Source organism: Aquimarina sp. AU119 (genome assembly GCF_900312735.1).
Lineage (GTDB): Bacteria > Bacteroidota > Bacteroidia > Flavobacteriales > Flavobacteriaceae > Aquimarina > Aquimarina algiphila.
In genome coordinates this window covers 114,957-134,529 of sequence record NZ_OMPF01000035.1, presented here as the reverse complement: position 1 = coordinate 134,529, position 19,573 = coordinate 114,957, and the positions used below count along the sequence as shown (strand labels likewise).

Annotated in this window: 7 protein-coding genes; 6 read left to right on the top strand and 1 reads right to left on the bottom strand. The window is 33.1% G+C overall.

Features of this window, described 5'->3' with window-relative positions; translation table 11 throughout:
* Positions 1-2: 2 nt before the first annotated feature.
* From DK442_RS25635 to DK442_RS25610, 6 genes are all read left to right on the top strand, one after another.
* The gene (locus DK442_RS25635; RefSeq protein WP_160114362.1) at positions 3-5,075 is read left to right on the top strand and encodes a non-ribosomal peptide synthetase; all 5,073 of its coding nucleotides are present in this window, start codon (positions 3-5) and stop codon (positions 5,073-5,075) included.
* 31 nt (positions 5,076-5,106) lie between these two features.
* The gene (locus DK442_RS25630) at positions 5,107-8,031 is read left to right on the top strand and encodes a type I polyketide synthase (protein WP_109438767.1); all 2,925 of its coding nucleotides are present in this window, start codon (positions 5,107-5,109) and stop codon (positions 8,029-8,031) included.
* On the top strand, positions 8,028-9,281 hold the full coding sequence (locus DK442_RS25625; RefSeq protein WP_109438766.1) for an MFS transporter: 1,254 nt from the start codon (positions 8,028-8,030) through the stop codon (positions 9,279-9,281). Before DK442_RS25630 ends, DK442_RS25625 begins: the two co-directional genes overlap by 4 nt.
* Before the next feature lie 11 nt (positions 9,282-9,292).
* The gene (locus tag DK442_RS25620; protein WP_109438765.1) at positions 9,293-11,041 is read left to right on the top strand and encodes an acyl-CoA dehydrogenase family protein; all 1,749 of its coding nucleotides are present in this window, start codon (positions 9,293-9,295) and stop codon (positions 11,039-11,041) included.
* 562 nt (positions 11,042-11,603) lie between these two features.
* A complete protein-coding gene (locus DK442_RS25615; protein ID WP_109438764.1) occupies positions 11,604-18,188 on the top strand; it encodes a BspA family leucine-rich repeat surface protein in 6,585 nt (2,194 codons plus the stop codon).
* 4 nt (positions 18,189-18,192) lie between these two features.
* A complete protein-coding gene (locus tag DK442_RS25610; RefSeq protein WP_109438763.1) occupies positions 18,193-19,107 on the top strand; it encodes a PorP/SprF family type IX secretion system membrane protein in 915 nt (304 codons plus the stop codon).
* A gap of 272 nt (positions 19,108-19,379) precedes the next feature.
* Here DK442_RS25610 and DK442_RS25605 read toward each other — a convergent pair whose 3' ends face one another.
* Positions 19,380-19,550: a Lacal_2735 family protein gene (locus DK442_RS25605; RefSeq protein WP_109438762.1), complete on the bottom strand. Its 171-nt coding sequence runs from the start codon at positions 19,548-19,550 to the stop codon at positions 19,380-19,382.
* Positions 19,551-19,573 lie beyond the last annotated feature (23 nt).

Genomic DNA, 19,573 nt, shown 5'->3' with positions numbered 1-19,573 from the left:
TTATGGAAGAAAAGTCAGCAATATCTTTTTTAAAGAAGATTATTAAGAATGCTATTGAAATTCCTAACCAGATAGCATTAACTTCAAATAACGTTAATTATTCTTATAGTGAGCTTATTAATAGAGCTATCACCGTATCGTCAATACTTAAAGAGAAAGATATTAAGGAACAGGAAGTGATTGCACTTTTTCTTCCTTCTGGATATGATCTGATAGCTTCGCAATTAGGGGTTTTACTGAATAAACAAATTTTTGTTACCATAGAGCCAAATACACCCAAGAAAAGAGTAGAGGCTATTTTATCAGATTTGGATATTAGGCTACTAATCACTTTTAAAGAAACCAATTTTGATAAAAGGTTTAAAACCTTAAATATTAATAATGTAAAAAATGAAGATATACCTCTCAATGCATTAGAATTTGAGGATTTTAATACTTTCAAATCTGATGCATCAGTGTATATTATTTCTACATCCGGTTCTACCGGTAGACCCAAAAATGTCGAAATCTCGTATGCAGGTTTAGACAATTTCTGTAAATGGCAAGCTAATTATTATAGACTTGATCAGGAATCAAGAGTATCATCGATTGCTGCTTCAGGTTTTGATGCTTCTATAGGTGAAATATGGCCTGCCTTAATGGTAGGAGCAACTATTGTTTTTCCTGATCCGGAGAAAAAAACGTTACCCTCCTATTTAGTAGAATGGATTTCAAGTTGTCGAATTCATCATTGCTTTATCCCTACTCCGTTAGCAGAAATAATGCTCACATTAGAGTGGCCAAAAGAAAGTCAATTAAGAACAATGATTGTTGCAGGTGACAAAATGTACAGTTTTCCAGATAAAAATATACCGTTTAAAATATACAATAATTATGGTCCTAGTGAATATACGGTATGTACAACTGCAGGGCAAGTATTATCAGATCATAGAGATACCTATAAAACTCCTACTATTGGAAGACCTATAAAAAATACAGAAGTGTACATACTTAATGAGTATCAGGAAAAAGTAAATGATGGAGAAATAGGACAGTTGTTTATAAGCGGAGAAGGATTAGCTAAAGGGTATTATGGTGATCCTGAATTGACCAAAGAAAAATTTATCAAAAATCCTTTTGGAACATCTGTAAATACAATTATGTATAAAACTGGGGATTTGGGTAAATGGACTAAGGATGGGGATATCGAATTCTGTGGACGAGTCGATAATCAGGTTAAGATTCTTGGAAATAGAGTTGAGATTGAGGAAATAACTGTCAGCCTCAGAAAACATCCTGATATAAAGGAAGCCTATACCAAAGTTTTTTTTGAAGATAATCAACAAAATAAAACTCCCTATTTGGTCTCATATTTTAGTCCTAAAATATATAGACAAGCTCCTGGAGAGCAAGAAATTTATACGCACTTAGAAGCACTATTACCCAAATACATGCTTCCTACAAAATTGATACTTATTCATGATTTTGCTTTGAATAAAAATGGTAAAATTGATGCTAAACAACTCCCAAACCCTGAAATTCAACAATTAGATAATAGAAAAATAGACCCACCTTCTAATCCTTTAGAGGAAAATCTGGTTTGTTTTTGGTGTGAAATACTTAAGAGAAAAAATATAGGGATCCATGAAGACTTTTTTAATTTGGGTGGTAATTCATTGGCAGCAATTCAAATTTTAGAAAGAATTCGTTCAACTTATAAAATAGAAATTACGATTAAAGATTTCTGGAAGAATGCAACGATTCATCAATTAGTAAAAATAATAGAAAGTTCAAATAAGGTTTCAGAATCTGCAAATATTCAGGAAATAAGAAAAGAAGGAGAAATCCCATTGTCTGTTCAGCAAGAACAGGTTTGGTTTCTTCAACAATATGCTCCCAATAGTAATGCTTATAACGCTCAGACTAGCCTTAGAATAAAGGGAGCCATTAACATCCCAATTCTGGAACAGACATTACAGGAAATTTTTAACAGACATGAACTTTTAAGAACTACCTATGAAGAGAAGGATGGGAAACCTAAACAAAAAGTACATCCTAATTTTATTTTTTCTATTGACCATATAGATATAAGATCATATGAAAATGAAGAAAAAGAGCATGAAAGAAGTAAAATTAAGCATCAAGAACTTGCTCATATTTTTAACCTAAAACAGCTGCCGTTATGTAGATTCACTTTGATTCAAATTGAGGATGAATTATTTGACCTTTTACTTATTGAGCATCATATCGTTCACGATGGAGTCTCATATTCATTATTAATGAACGAATTACATACCATTTATAATGATTTAGTTAATGGAAATAAGATTTCATTAGCACCTCTGGCTATTCAATATGCAGATTATTCCATTTGGCAACGCAATAAGATTAATTCTGGTGCAATGGATAAGCATTTGAATTTTTGGAAAAATAAATTACAAGATGCACCAAGACTTACACCATTACCAGTAGATTTTGCCAGGCCCAAAATTCAAAGTTTTAAAGGAGACCAAATACGATTTGACCTCCCATTATCCTTGTCTGAAAAAATTAAGGGTTTTAGTAAAAACAATCGAGTTACTTTGTTTTCAACAATGTTTACAGCTTTTGCATTGCTCTTACATAAATATACTTTAGAAGACGATATTAATATAGGTTCTGCGGTAGCCAATCGCCAACCTCATGAAACTGAAAGAGTAATCGGCATGTTTGTTAATGCAATTGTGATTCGATGCCTAATGGATAAAAAAAGCTCATTTCTCGAATTAGCAAGGTATATACAAGATGAAATTATGGAGGCTCATACACATCAATCTTGTCCGTTTCCTAATATCGTGAAAGAACTAAATATCAAGAGAGACTTAAGTTATAATCCTATTTTTCAAACTATGTTTAGCTTTCATGATGCCCCTGTTGCAGAACCAGTATTAGGGAATGCTAAATGTACAATTCATGAAGAAGGCAATAGCTCGGCAAAGCAAGATATCGATGTAGTAATTATTCCAAAATCAGAAAGGTATCAAGGGAATTCACGTTTTGTAGATAACAGAATCAATATTATTTGGGAATATAATAAAGGACTGTTTGAGCGCGATAGCATGATTAGAATGGTAAATAACTATCAATTTTTGCTAGAAAACTTAGTTGATCATTATGATAAAGCTGTAGAGGAAATACCATCTGTATGTAATACAGAACTTAAAATGATGACCTCTCATTTTAATACAAAAGATGATCAAAATTCAACTCAATCAAAAATTAATTCTTATGAACAGCTATTAAAAACTTTTAAATCGAATGACAAAACAGTGGCTTTACATTCTCAAGAGGGTATGACTACGTATAAGGATTTATATGATCAAGTAAAATGCATCATAAAACATCTATCTTCCTTAGATTTAAAAGAAAACGATATTGTAGGATTACATCTGGATAAAGGTGTATCTATGATTGCTTCTCAAATTGCATGTTTAGTATATGGAGTTGCATTTGTTCCTATTACACCAGATACTCCATCTGAAAGGAAAAGATATATTCTAACAAATGCCAATTGTAAAGGGCTTATAACAAATCAAGATATAGAAAAAGAGGTAGTTATGGACGTTATGATTTCTATAATCAACTTGTCCTCTTTAATTTCGGAAAATGAATATCTATCTTTAGAAGATCTACAATTATTAAATGTTACTGGTAGCAATCTGGCCTATATAATTTATACTTCTGGTTCTACAGGAAAACCTAAAGGAGTTATGATTCCAAGAAAAGCATTGCTCAATTATATAAATTGGCATATCGAAGAGTTTTCTTTAACCTCTAAAGATAAATCTACTTTGCTATACTCATCTGGATTTGATGCTTCATTAGCTGAAATTTGGCCGCCAATAGCCGTGGGAGGAACACTATATAATGTGCAAAAGGAGGATATACTAAACCCTACTTCATTACAAAAATTTATTATAGAAAATGAGATAACGGTTTGTGATGTTCCTACCCCTTTGGTAGAAAGATTACTACAATTAAAATGGCCGTCAAAATCAGATTTACGGATTATGTTGACTGGAGGACAGAAGCTCACCGTGAGACCTTCAAAAGATATAAATTGGAAACTGTATAATCAATATGGCCCAACAGAAACTACTATAACTGCAACATCATCAGAAGTTACTTCATATTGTAAAATTTCTTCATTGCCAAGTATTGGGAAACCCATTAAAAATACGACTATTTATGTCTTAGATGATCAACTAAATAGGGTTCCCATTGGAGGTGTAGGAGAATTATATATTGGAGGAGATGGTCTCGCTAGTGGTTATTTAGGAGATGAAGAATTATCTAAAAATACGTTTATATCTAACCCATATTCAAATCATAAAGAAGATAAAATATACAGAACGGGGGATATGGTACGTGTTCTAATAAGCGGAGAGTTATATTTTATTGGTAGAAGAGATACACAAGTAAAAATTAGAGGATTTAGAATAGAGTTAGAGGAAATAACTAAAAATGTACAGGAGATTGAGGAAGTAAAAAAGGCGCACACCTTTGTACGTGTTTATAATAATGATGAACATTTGATTTGTTGTTATACAAGCAATGAGAAAATAAAAAATAGGAATAGTGAAGTAATTAAAGCGAATCTTAGGAAGAAATTACCTGAGTATATGATTCCAACTCATATTGTTGAATTAGATAACATGCCGTTGACTTCTAATGGTAAAATCGATGAGAAGAAATTACCAATTCCGACTTTGGAAAGTAAAAAAGACCCTGTAGATATCAGACCTAGCAGCGAGTTAGAAAAACATCTTATAGATATTTGGAATCAGATTCTGGGGCATTCTAATTTTTCTGTAACCGATAAGTTTTTTGATCTGGGAGGGCATTCCTTAAAAATTGTAGAAATGCAATCGCTAATACAAGAAAAAATAGGTGTGAACATTCCTATAATGACATTTTTTGAATATTCAACTATTGTTGACATTTCAAAATATATCAATGGAAATGATCAAAAGACAGATATCGTATTAGAAAACAATAATAGAGCTTCACTTAGGAAAAAAGCTATGAGTAGAGGAGTTAGAATAAAAAATGTATAAAAATTATTATTGATAGATCACGAACGAAATAATGACAGCAAACAATAATTTAGAAGGGAAAATTGCAATTATAGGAATGTCCGGGAAGTTCCCAGGGGCTTCAGATGTTTTTTCTTTTTGGAACAATCTATTAGAGAATCTTGAAGGCATTAGTCATTTTTCCAAAGAACAAATAGCATCTCATTTCAATATAAAAAAAGAAAATATCTCCAAGGATTTAATTACATCTTTTGGAGTCCTTGGAGAAGAAACATCATTTGATGCAGATTTTTTTAAGTTTTCTGATAATGAAGCTGTTATCACGTCACCTCAACAGCGATTGTTTCTTACTTGTGCTTATGAAGCTTTAGAGCAAGGAGGTGTAATGATTGAAGATTTTAATGGATTAATTGGCATTTATGCAGGATCTAGTGAAACAGATTATCTAAGAACTCTGGAAGAAAATAAAGAAGTTAGAAGTAAAACAACATCGTGGCAACTTAGGCTGGCAAATGGAATTGATTTTTTATCTAGTAGAGTTGCCTATAAATTGGGGCTAAGAGGCCCTGCAATCACTGTTCAAACTGCTTGTTCGACCTCCCTGGTTGCAGTACATCAAGCTTGTAATAGCCTATTGTTAGGAGATTGTGATATTGCTTTGGCTGGAGGTTCTAGTGTTCATGCCAGCCCAATATTTAGTGAATATATGGAAGGTGGAGTTCTATCTCAAGATGGAAAGTGTAGAGCTTTTGATCAAAAGGCTAATGGAACGGTTGCGAGTAATGGAGTAGGTGTTGTGGTGTTAAAAAGACTTGAAGAAGCTGTCTTAAATAAGGATAATATCATTGCTGTGATACGAGGAACCTCTGTAAATAATGACGGTAATCTTAAAATCGGATTTACAGCGCCAAGTATTCAGGGACAAGTAGATGTATTTAATACAGCTCTTGAAATATCAGACACTATTCCCGGAGATGTACAATATATCGAGACTCATGGTACTGCAACAGAATTAGGAGATCCTATCGAGGTCACAGCACTAAATAAAGTGTATAACTCTCTTACTACAAATCATAAAGATAAATGTTGGATAGGGTCTGTAAAATCAAATATTGGACATACCGATGCCGCAGCAGGGATTTGTGGGTTAATAAAGACGTCATTAACGGTTAGTAACGGGATAATTCCGGCAAGCCTTCATTTTAACACACCAAACTCTAAAATTGATTTTACCAACAGTCGTCTCGAAGTAGTTTCAGAAAACAAGAACTGGAAATCAAATCGAAGAGTAGCGGCAGTTAGTTCTTTAGGAATTGGAGGAACCAATGCTCATGCAATTTTAGAAAATTTTGTAAAAGAGAAACAAGAGATATACGTTAATAAAAAATTCGTTTTTCCGATTTCAGCAAAAACAACAAATGCACTTTCAAAACTAATAAACAAATATTCAAAATTTGATTATAAAGATGTCTATCTTGAGGAGGTAGCCTGGACCATGCAAACGGGTCGTTCACCATTGCCATATAAAACCTATGTTGTTGCGTCATCTTTTAAAGAACTGATAAATGAATTACATATCAAGTCTCAATTTGATTTTGGACAAATACCTCTAACGACGAATAAGGATTCCTTTGTTTTTGTTTTTTCAGGTCAGGGTGGGCAATATAATCAAATGGGGAAGCAGTTGTATGATCAGGAGCCTGTTTTTAAAGGTTTTTTAGATGAGTGTTTCGATATATTTGAGAGTTTTGGGATACCCTTAAAAACCATTCTTTTTTCGGAAGAAGGAGATCAAATTCATGAAATGACTTATGCGCAGGCAGCAATATTTTCGATAGAATATGCATTGTCACAATATTACATGACCCTTCTTGAATTAAAACCCGCTATGGTTTTAGGTCATAGTTTAGGTGCTTATGCAGCGGCAGTGGTTTCAGGGATATTTTCATTAGAAACTGCTATAAAAATCATAGTCAAAAGATCAGGAATTCTAGAACGTATAGATCAAGGAGCAATGATCGCAGTTCTAGGAGAAGTCAGCGAGGATATAGAAAGATATGGCGTTTCGATCGCGGCTAGAAATTCCTCTAATCAAACTGTGCTATCTGGTAAGAAAAAAGATCTTGAAACATATATAACTAAACTTGAAGCACAAAATATTGAATATAGATGGCTTCATATTAAAAGCGCTGCGCATTCTCATCTATTGGATCCATTCTTAAAGGATTTTTCAGAATACATACATACATTACAATTCTTCCCTCCTAAAATTACGATGATATCTGATCATTATGGAAGAGCATTGGAGGCTAACGAAGCAACAAATCCTCAATACTGGGTAGATCATTTGAGAAATACTATTGATTTTAAAAAATGTTGTGATTTTATCCTCAAAAAGGGAGATTATTCTTTTCTGGAACTTGGGCCAGGGCAAACGTTATCTACGTTAATCAATCAGAATTCTTATTTTGAAGAAAGTAAGATATTTGGAAGTATTCCACACATTAAAGATGAGGTTTCAGAATACATTGGTTTTTTGGAAAGTATAGGAGAACTATGGAAAGCTGGTGTAACGGTACATTGGAAGTTTTTTTATTCATTAGAAAAACCTTGGCGAGTAGCATTGCCGGGATATGCTTTTGATAATAAAAATTATTCCGTAAGCGATACTCATTTAGATTCTGATAAAAATAAAATAGAAAAATTGTCTTCAAAACCTCATCCTATCAAACCAGGTAATGAAGAACAAATACGAAAACAAATCGAATTACTTTTCATTAGAATTCTTGGAAATAAAGAAATAAAGGGTGACTCTAATTTTTTTAATAATGGAGGAGATTCTCTAATGGCACTTAAACTTTTTAAAGAGGTAAAATCCACATTTGCCGTAAAGTTATCTGTGCGCGAAATTTTTAAAACACCCACTCCATCTGCTTTGGCATCAAAGATTATTAATTTAATTGATAAGAAACATTGAAAGCGCACAAGAAAAGCTTATTCGGGCATAGTAATTTTAAAAAGCTATGGGTCGCACAGATTTTAAGTCTTGTTGGGACACAAGTGACTGTAGTGGCTCTCCCAATTATCGCAATTAAATTGTTAAATGCCTCTACATTACAAGTTGGTTTATTGACAGCGATGTCTTATCTCCCTTTTTTACTATTTGGACTTCCAGCGGGAGCCTGGGTTGATAGATTATCTATTAAAAGGTTAATGATCGTTTGTGATATGTGCAGAGGAGCAATTTTAATATTAGTTCCTATACTTTATAGTATGGATTTTCTAACTATTCCACTATTGTTCATCATCGCTTTTTGTAATGGGATTTTCACTGTTTTTTTTGATATCAGTAATCAATCTTTCTTACCAGAAATTTTACCTAAAGAACAATTAACAGAAGGTAATAGTAAATTGGGGACTTCTTATACAACATCGCAGATGGTTGGACCAACCATAGCAGGATTCATGATCAAAATATTTTCTGCACCCATTGCAATTCTAATAGATTCGATAAGTTATTTTTTGTCCGGTATTTTTATTTATAATATAAAAATACCTAAGCAAAAAACAGTTTTAGACAAAAAAAAACCTGGAATTTTCAGTGAAATTAGAGAAGGATTAAGGTTCGTTGTTAAAAATAAGTATTTGAAACCTATAGCTATTTCTATGAGTATTGCCAATATGTTCGATTTATTTGGTATGATTCAGGCTATCTTACCAATATATATATTATCAACCTTAAAGCTATCTCCCTTTGAATATGGAATTATTCTATCCATGGGTAATATAGGGGCTATTCTAGGGACGTTTATAAATAAAATCATAGTCAATAAATTTTACCTGGGTAAGGTTTTAGCGATATCTTCTATTCTTCCCGGAATTTCGTTATTGATTTTACCTTTTGTACAAGGGGAGTACGCTATGTATATTATAGGTTTGTCACTTTCCTTGGCAGGATTAAATATTGCGGTTTTCAATATAAATCAAATCAGTCTTAGACAAGCTATTACACCATTAAATTTAATGGGAAGAATGAATGCAACTATTCGATTTATAATTTGGGGAACTGTTCCTCTTGGAGCTTTTCTTGGAGGTTTATTGGGAGAACAAATTGGAGTTAGAAACACTTTGTTGGTGGCAGCAATAGGAAGTATTTTATCATCAATACCTATATTATTTTCAAAAAACACATCACTTAAATCACTTAAAGAAATATATACTCATTAAAAAAATGTATTATGAATTACCTTTGGTCAAAAAATATTGAAAAAAGCTTTCTTGCTAACGTTTATCTAGGAATTTTTAAATGGGATATGGTCAAAGCATTTCCAGAACAATCGGCATCAGAGAAAGAGATTGGTGACAAGTTTTGTGAAAGAATTGATCAAATTCTTAATGAAAATGTAAAAAAAGAAGATATTGAGGATACAGGTATGTTACCTGCTAGATATTTAAAATTAATAACTGAGGAAGGCTTTACTCGTCTTCAATTGCCTAAAGAATATGATGGGCACGAATTATCTCATTATAATACTTTTAGAATTTTGCAAACAGCTATTCGTAATTGTTTTCCTGCCGGATTTACTCTAGCCACACATAATGCATTTGGTGCGGGTTCTATTCTCAGCGCTTTACCCGAAGGATATCTTAAAGATTACATATCAGAAGAATTAAGAAATGGAGGTTTTTCTGGTTGGGCTGATACAGAACCAACAGGTGCTGCAAATCGATTAGTAAGTACTACGGCAACACTATGCGAAGATGGTGAACATTATATCATTAATGGTAGAAAGGTATATATAGCTAATGGATCGATTGCAGATATTCTTATCGTTTCTACAACGGTAACAAAAGAAGATGGTACTGATGAAGGTTGCTTGTTTATTGTAGATACTAAAAATCAGGGGTTCTCTGTGGATAAGGTTCATGATCTCATGGGACTAAGAGGGTTTCCTATAGCAGCGCTTAATTTTAATAATGTAAAAGTTCATAAAAATAAAATGGTGTCTATGAAAGAGGGGCATTGGAGAGATACATTTTTATTAGAGCCTATTAGTGCTTTGGGAAGAATGTTTTCTCTTACTTCTGCATCGTTAGCTGTTTCTAAAAAATGCCTGACATGGATGAAGGATTTCTGTAATAGAAAAAAAATTAATGGAATTTCTTTGGGTGAATATGAAGAAATACAAAGAAAAATATCTCAAACAGCAGCAGAAATATTTGCTATGGAATCTGTTATAAAATGGGGAATAATCAATATAGATTTTGAAAATCTGGCGGATAGATGGTGGGAACTGTTTTCTACAAAAAATATAACTACATTATTTGCAAATCATATCGCAGATAGGACGATAGCTGTTTTTGGAGCAGAAGGGTACGAAAAAGCACAAAGCAAAAAGGAAATAGGGTATTCTGCAATAGAGTTAGAACAAGTGTTTAGAGATATAAGAGGGTTAAGAATTTCAGGAGGGGTTGATTTTCAGATAGATAATCGTTCTACGCAACTTTGGTTAGAAGCATTTTATTATAATAGTGATTTTGATATCGATGTAGTTAAAAATAGTTTTGGTGTAGCAGAAGAGATTGTTAAAGAAGCACAGAATTTATCATCACTAAATAAAGAGCATCTTATAAAAGTAAATGATGAAGTCGTTAAGTTAGGAAATCATATTAAATATCTGGTGAAGTCATTTGATAAAGAAGAACTATTTGCCAAGCAAAGAATCATGATTTTGACAAACAAAATTGTTAGAGAAATATATCTTATATCCTGCTGTTTGTCTAGAACTAACGCTGCAAATAAAGAATTAGCTAATGATTATAATATGCTGACAGAAACCTATTGTATAGATTCATTGCAGAAAATTCAATCATATTGGCATCAATTGGATTGTGAATTACAACAAGAAAATAAAAACCCTTTTAATATACTTGGGAATCGTATTTTGGATGGAGATTTGGATACCATAGTTTTGGAAAATATCTAGGGAGAAGTGATCAAAGTATTTAACACTTGAAGTAAGCCGAGTAAAATGAGTTTATGACTCTAAAACTCGGCTTCTTTTTAAGATTCTCCTGTAGTATTGATCTTCCAAACTCTTCATATTGGATTCCAATTATATACTTTTAGAAAAGTTCTTTTTTGATTAAAATTTGTTTTATCAGGTAAGGTTATATACTTCTATATAATAAATCAAATTAATGGGGTAATAAAAACTTCAAATTATCAAGAACACATCTTCTGTTTATCTGCTATGAAATAGATTTAAAAGTAAAATTTCTTTTAATAAAGTATTCCAAAACATAGTAGCTGTCACACCTTTGATACATAGAAAAAGGAGTGTTTAAGCCACATTTTTAGGTTCCACATTATAACTTGAAACGCCTTCGCTAAGATTTATCTATAGTTTTGATGATAATAAAAACAAGGATTATCAGACTTTACTTAAATATTGCTGACACTCATTTTGCGTACACAATAAATTCAGTCAGATGTGAACTGTTTTTAATTCAAAAGTAAAGAGAAAATTGACCTTTTAAATCGTACTTATGATAAAAAATATACACCTACGTACGCTATTATATTTTGTAATATGTTATCTGTTTATTTTACCCACTTGCTATAGTTTTTGTTTAAAATCAGATAACGAAGAATTGGAGTTCTCTAGTTTTATAGGTGAATTTACTTCGATATGGGATACAACGCAACCAGGTAGTTCTGCAAACAATGAAATTACAATACCTACTAACCCGGCTTTTACTTATAATTATACTGTTGATTGGGGTGATGGAAGTAGTAACACAGGGGTAACAGGTGATATAACGCATACGTACGCCACAGCAGGAAGTTATACCGTGAAAATAAGTGGTGCTTTTCCTGCTATTTATTTTAATGACACAGGGGATAAGGAGAAAATCATCGAGATTCTAGAATGGGGTATTATCGAGTGGCAGACTATGGAGAATGCTTTTTATGGATGTGAAAACTTAAACTTTGATGCTATAGATTCTCCAGACTTATCTCGAGTAACCAGTCTTAAAAATATGTTTCGAGATTGTGACGTATTCAATGGAATTGTGAATAATTGGGATATAAGTACAGTAACAGACATTTCTGGAATGTTTTCAAATACTCGTTTTAATAGACCTTTGGCTAATTGGAATACAAGTAGGGTAACAGATATGTCAGAAACGTTTCAAAGCTCCAATTTTAATGAACCTTTGGATAGTTGGAATACATCATCTGTAACGAATATGAGCAGGATGTTTAATTCAGCCACAAGTTTTAACCAAAATATTAATGCTTGGAATGTGAGTAATGTGACCAATATGTCGAGGATGTTCGAAGTCGCTTTGCGATACAATAACCCCATGGATAATTGGAATGTAGCGAACGTAACCACTATGTTTAGAATGTTTTATAGAGCACGTGAGTTTGATCAACCCCTCAATAGTTGGAATGTTGGCAAAGTGACGAATATGTCAGAGATGTTCGCTGGCTTTTTAGACATGATTTTTAATCAACCACTCAATAATTGGAATGTAGAAAATGTTGAAACTATGAGTGCGATGTTCTTTAGATGTGCATCATTTAATCAACCATTGGATAATTGGAATGTACAGAATGTTACAGATATGAGTAGAATGTTTGAGAGAGCCAGAGCTTTTGATCAATCGCTCAACGATTGGGATGTTAGTAATGTTACCAATATGAAAGGAATGTTTTCTGGCGATAACCGAATCATGATTTTTAATCAACCTCTAAGTAACTGGGTGGTAAGTAAAGTTACGGATATGAGCGAAATGTTTAAAAATTGTACAGCCTTTGATCAGCCGCTAACTACCTGGAATGTAAGCTCGGTTACCAATATGGAGCAAATGTTTTTTAATGCTTCTCAGTTTAATCAATCAATTAATAATTGGACTACAACTAGCTTGAACAATATTACATCTATGTTCTTTAGAGCAACTCTATTTAACCAACCATTAGACAATTGGGATGTAGGCGATGTAACTGCTATGAACAACACATTTAACCAGGCTACAGCTTTTAATCAAAATTTAGCGTCTTGGAATGTAACCAGTGTAGAGGGTATGGCTAATATGTTGAATAATACAGGTATGACTCAAGAGAACTATGATAATACACTCATAGGTTGGGCTTCTCAAAATGTGATGAATGACGTGTCCTTGGGAGCTTTAAATTTAACCTATTGTAATGCATTAACTGCAAGGCAAGAACTCATAGATGATCATAATTGGACTATTAGCGGCGATGCTGTTAATTGCTCTTTTGTATTATGTACTTCAATTATATCACCCGTAAATGGAGATACCAACGTACCTGCTAATTCTGATATTAGATGGAATCCGGCGCCTAATGCCACAGGATATTTTATAAGTATACGAAGAGAAAATGATGCAGGAGATATAATACAAGTAATTTATGATAATGAAGATGTTGGTAATGTAGTTGGAGTAGATTTTACCAATGAATTTATTCCTGGAGACAATGTTTTTGTAACCGTTATACCTTATAATGATGAAGGGCCTGCTGTAGGATGTGAAGAAATACAATTTAAAACAGTAGAAAGTTGGGTAAATAGCCCAGATGCCTTTAAATTCACTGTAGATACCAGGAATTTAGATAGAAGTTCAAGTGCAGCAAACCAATTGATCATTGAAACCGTAAGAGGTTATGATTTCAATTTCTCTATTGATTGGGGAGATAATCAATATGATAATAATGTTACGAATGAAATTACACATACCTATTTAATCCCGGGGATTTATACAATTGCAATTATAGGGGATTATCCTTCGCATTCTTATGGGAGAACAGATAGAGATAATAAAAAACTAATCTCTGTAGATCAATGGGGGACACAACCCTGGCAAACTATGCAGCAAGCTTTTTGGTTTTGTGATAATATGGAATATAACGCAATCGATGTACCAGATTTATCCAATGTGATTAGCATGGCTCGGATGTTTAGAAGGAACAAATTATTTAATGGTAATATTAATAATTGGGATGTAAGTAACGTGACAAACATGGCAAATTTATTTTATCAGGCCGAAATATTTAATCAACCATTAGATAATTGGGATGTAAGTAATGTGACTACCATGACTAATATGTTTAACACCGCAAAAGCCTTTAACCAACCATTAAATACTTGGGATGTAGGAAATGTTACTAATATGAGTGATATGTTTAACGATAGTGAAGCTTTTGATCAGCCTTTAAATAGGTGGAATGTTGCTAAAGTAACTACTACAAAAAGAATGTTTGCCAATGCTAGAAGTTTTAATCAGTCACTTAATAATTGGGACGTAAGCAATGTTGAAGAGATGGAAGAAATGTTTAGTTCTGCAGAGGTTTTTAATGGAGAGCTAAATAGTTGGACTATGGGAAAAGTGACTACAATGAGAAGAATGTTTTACAATGCAAAACAGTTTAATCAGCCCTTAGACTTATGGGATGTGAGTACAGTAATTGATATGCAAAATATGTTCAACATTACGAGTTCATTTAACCAACCTTTAAATACTTGGGATGTGAGTAATGTAACCAATATGTCCAGTATGTTTAGAAGTGCAAACTCATTTAATCAACCTTTAGATCAATGGCAGGTAACTTCTGTGGTAAACATGTCTAGTATGTTTTCGTATGCTTCTAGTTTCAATCAAAATATTAATAATTGGGCGGTTACTAATGTTAGATTTATGGGAGGTATGTTTGAGTTTGCTATTGCTTATAATCAACCACTTTCTAACTGGGATGTAAACTCTGTAGTAACCATGAATAATATGTTTAGAGGGGCTACTGTTTTTAACCAACCCATTGGTAATTGGAATGTAAGTGCAGTAGCATCTATGAATTCTATGTTCGAAGATGCTATAGCTTTTAATCAACCATTAAATACCTGGGATGTAAGTTCTGTTACTCTAATGCAATACATGTTTAAAGGGGCATCAATATTTGATAATCCAATAAGTAATTGGGAAGTAGCTTCTGTTACGAATATGGAAAGTATGTTTAAAGATGCAATTCTGTTTAATCAACCATTAGAAAATTGGAATACAGAAGAAGTACTAAATATGAAAGAAATGTTTAGTGGAGCAACTGTGTTTAATCAAAATCTAGATTCTTGGAACGTCTCATTTGTTACAACAATGGAAGAAATGTTTAGAAATGCTACTGCTTATAATCAAGCGATGGACTCTTGGAATGTCGCCTCGGTAACAACTATGAAAGGTATGTTTCAAGGTGCAACTGCTTTTAATGAAGTTATTAATAATTGGAATGTAAGAGGTGTACTTACGATGTCTAGTATGTTTAATGGTGCGTCTGCTTTTAATCAGTCCCTTAATGGATGGAGAATAAATGGAGTTCAAAACATGGATTTTATGTTTGTTGGCGCTCTTGCTTATAATCAAGCGATGGACACTTGGAATATTGGTAATGTTAGTATGAGATCAATGTTCCAGGGAGCATCCACTTTTAATCAATCTTTGGATAGCTGGAATGTGAGTAACGTTAGTAATATGCGTGATATGCTGGATAACACAGCACTTACTCGAGAAAACTATGATAATACACTCATTGCCTGGTCTACACAAGCTTTAACTTCAGGGATTAATTTTGGTGCAGAAACCTTGCCTTATTGTGATAGTATAGAAGAAAGACAATCTATGATTGATACCTATGGATGGGTTTTTACAGGAGATATTCGGGATTGTCCTATTCCAGAATGTACACAGTTGATCTCACCAGAAAATGGAGCTATTGATATTCCTGTAAATACTAACCTTGTTTGGAGTCCAACACTATACGCAACAGAATATGACTTAACAATCACTTTATTACCAAGTAATGTAGTAATTAACCAAACTGTAAGTACTGAGTTTTACGAATTTGCAGTCAATACGCTTGTGGGTTCTACAGGTGTACGGGTTCTTATTGAACCTAAAAATGATGAAGGTATTGCTACAGGATGTGTTGCAGAAACTTTTAGTTTGTCGATGAATTCTGCTTCAGTTCCTGGTTGTACAATGCTTACCAGACCTTCTGCAAATAGTACAGATGTTGAAGTAGATGTTGATCTTTTTTGGGGAGCAATTGCAAATGCAGATGGATACTTTTTAACGATAGGGACTTCTGCTGGTAGTAGCGATATTCTAAATAATGAAGATGTCGGTAATGTAACGACTTTTGATTTGTCTAATGATTTACCAGAAGATACTGAAATATTTGTAACCCTAACTCCTTATAACGAACAGGGTAATGCTACAGGGTGTACAGAAGAAAGTTTTACAACAGAACTGATTCCTGTTGCACCTCTGTGTACCACTATTTCTAATCCGCTAAATGATGCCATTAATGTACCTGTAAATACCAATTTAAGTTGGAATAGTTCTGATGGAGCTACTGGATACCTGGTTAGAGTAGGAACTACACCTGGAGGTATTGAAATTGCAAATAATATTGATGTTAAAAATGTAACTACCTATGATTTCCCAAGTGATCTTAGTGAAAATAGAACTTTTTATGTGACAATTACACCATATAATGGCGTTGGAGATGCAATCGGATGTTTAGAAGAAAACTTTAGAACAGGTGGATCAACATTAAATACTCCGCCAATTTGCACAACACTTATTACTCCTTTAAATGGAGCGGTAGATATAGGAATAGATACTAATTTAACCTGGAATGGAAGTGCTAATGCAGATGGGTATAAAGTAACGGTTGGAACGACGGCTGGAGGAACTGATATCTTAAATAATTTTGATGTAAATAATGTTACTACATACGACTTAATGAATGATTTACCAGAAGGGGAAGAAATCTTTGTAACCATAACCCCATATAATAGTTTTGGAGATGCCACAGGATGTAATGAAGAAAGTTTTACAATAGAAACTACAGCTGTACTTCCAGGTTGTACTACCTTGACTACGCCAACTAATGGAGCTAGAAATATAGCATTAGATACTAATCTAGCTTGGAATACGATAACTGATGCTTTAGGATATCGAATTTCTGCAGGGACTACTTCGGGAGGTGTTGATATTGTAGACAATCAGGATGTAAGCAATATGACTACTTTTGATTTCCCAAATGATCTACCCGAAAATACAGAGATATTCGTAACAATTACACCTTATAATGCTGTGGGTAATGCTACAGGGTGTATAGAAGAAAGTTTTAGTACAGAAACCTTATCTACTGGTCTTGGTTGTACTACTTTGACTTCACCAACTAATGGAGCTAGAAATGTATCGACAGATACTAATCTAGATTGGGATGAGGTAGCCGATGCTACGGGATATCGAATTTCTGCAGGGACTACTTCGGGAGGTAATGATATTGTAAACAATCAGAATGTGAGCGGTATGACTACTTTTGATTTCCCAAATGATCTACCCGAAAATACAGAGATATTCGTAACAATTACACCTTATAATGCTGTGGGTAACGCTTCAGGATGTATAGAGGAAAGTTTTACTACAGAAAATATGACTATAATTCTGGGTTGTACTACTTTGACTACACCAACTAACGGAGCTAGAAATGTATCGATAGATACTAATCTAGATTGGGATGAGGTAGCCGATGCTACGGGATATCGAATTTCTGCAGGGACTACTTCGGGAGGTAATGATGTTGTAGACAATCAGGATGTAAGCAATATGACGACTTTTGATTTACAAAATGATTTACCCGAAAACACAGAAATATTTGTAGTGATTACACCCTATAATGCTGCAGGTGATGCTACTGGGTGTATTGAAGAAAGTTTTACTACAGAAAATCCAATAATAGTTGTAGAAGATAATACCAAATACGGATTTTCACCAGATGGCGATGGAATTAATGAATTCTGGGAAATTGACGGAATAGAGAATTACCCGGACAATACTGTTTCTATTTACAATCGTTGGGGTGATATGGTATTTAAAATTTCAGGTTACAATAATACATCAAGAGTCTTTAGAGGAGATGCCAATCGTCTAACCAATCTGGGGGGAGGTCAATTACCAGAAGGGACTTATTTCTTTAATATTAATATTCCTCAAAGTAATACTCTAAAAAAACTAAAAGGCTTTTTAGTTTTAAAACGATAACCTTATGACAAAATTTAGATATCGTATACTGGCAATACTTCTTTTGTCTTTATATAATTATACTATAGAGGCTCAGCAAACACCTGTGTTTTCTGATTATTATTACAATCAAGTATTAATTAATCCTGCTCATTCTGGTTATCATCAAAACACCGAGGTAAGTATAAGTAACTTCGGATATTTAAGTGAATTTGAAGGAAACCCAAGAACATTTTCGGGTATTTTTAATACAAATGTTTTTAAGGAAAATGTTGGAATTAGCGGAGGTTTTATAAGTGATCAAATCGGTGTAACTTCTGTAAGAACAGTCTTCGCTTCGTATGCATATAAAATATCTTTTGATCACAATTATGATCGAGCTCGTTGGTGGAACTATAACCCTAATGTTTTATCTTTTGGACTTACTACTGGGATGCTTTTTTTAAATGAAGATTTATCACGCTTAAATATACAGGGGGATCCAAATTTTGAAAACGATGTAAATGTAACGGTTCCAACTTTTGGTTTGGGAGTACTCTATAATCATGATAAACTTTATATTGGTTTTTCAGCACAAAATATAGGGGCTAATAGTATAAATTCTGATCAAAATGTAAATATCCAAACACCTTATTATTTGTATGGAGGATATAGGTTATATTTTAGTAGGTTTGAAGAAATACGTGTCCAACCAAGTGTATTGGCCAAGTTTGAACCAGATGCTCCCGCTCAGTTTGATTTTAATGTATCTGTTAATTATAAAAATAAAATAGAAATAGGAGCAGGTTATCGAAGTAGTTCTTCATTGAATGCTCTTATCGGACTTTATTTATTTAAAAATTGGCGCTTTGCTTACACCTATACTGCTTTTGACAGAAATACTCCTTTTAACGACACCAATGGTTTTATACTAACCTATAAATCTGGCAAAGGATTTTAGTTTTGTTAATCTCATTCATTTGATAAATAATTACCAAAGTCAGACCATTTTTCAAGCTTTAAGTGATTTATTTTTTACAACAATAGTGATACCTGATACCATTGTTGAATCTATTTTTACCATAGGATATAATATAAAACCAATTTATTTAAGGATTTTACTTTCATTTTCTAATAATCTTACTTGGGGATGAAATAAGGATACAGTATAAAATGAAAGATGCAAGTTTTTTAATTATTTAGGCTTACAGCTTAAGAACCATAGCTTTTATGTTATGCCTTTTTGATGTCTTCTATTTGTTCAAGAATGGCTTGAGCTTCTGCGTATTTCTTATCACTTTCAGTTCTGTTAATACTTGATAATTCATGCCATTGACTCATCAGTTTTTTATATTTCTTCTGCAAAACTTCGGTTTCACTTTTTTTCTTAAATAATCCAAACATAGTTAGTTTTTAAATATTATTGT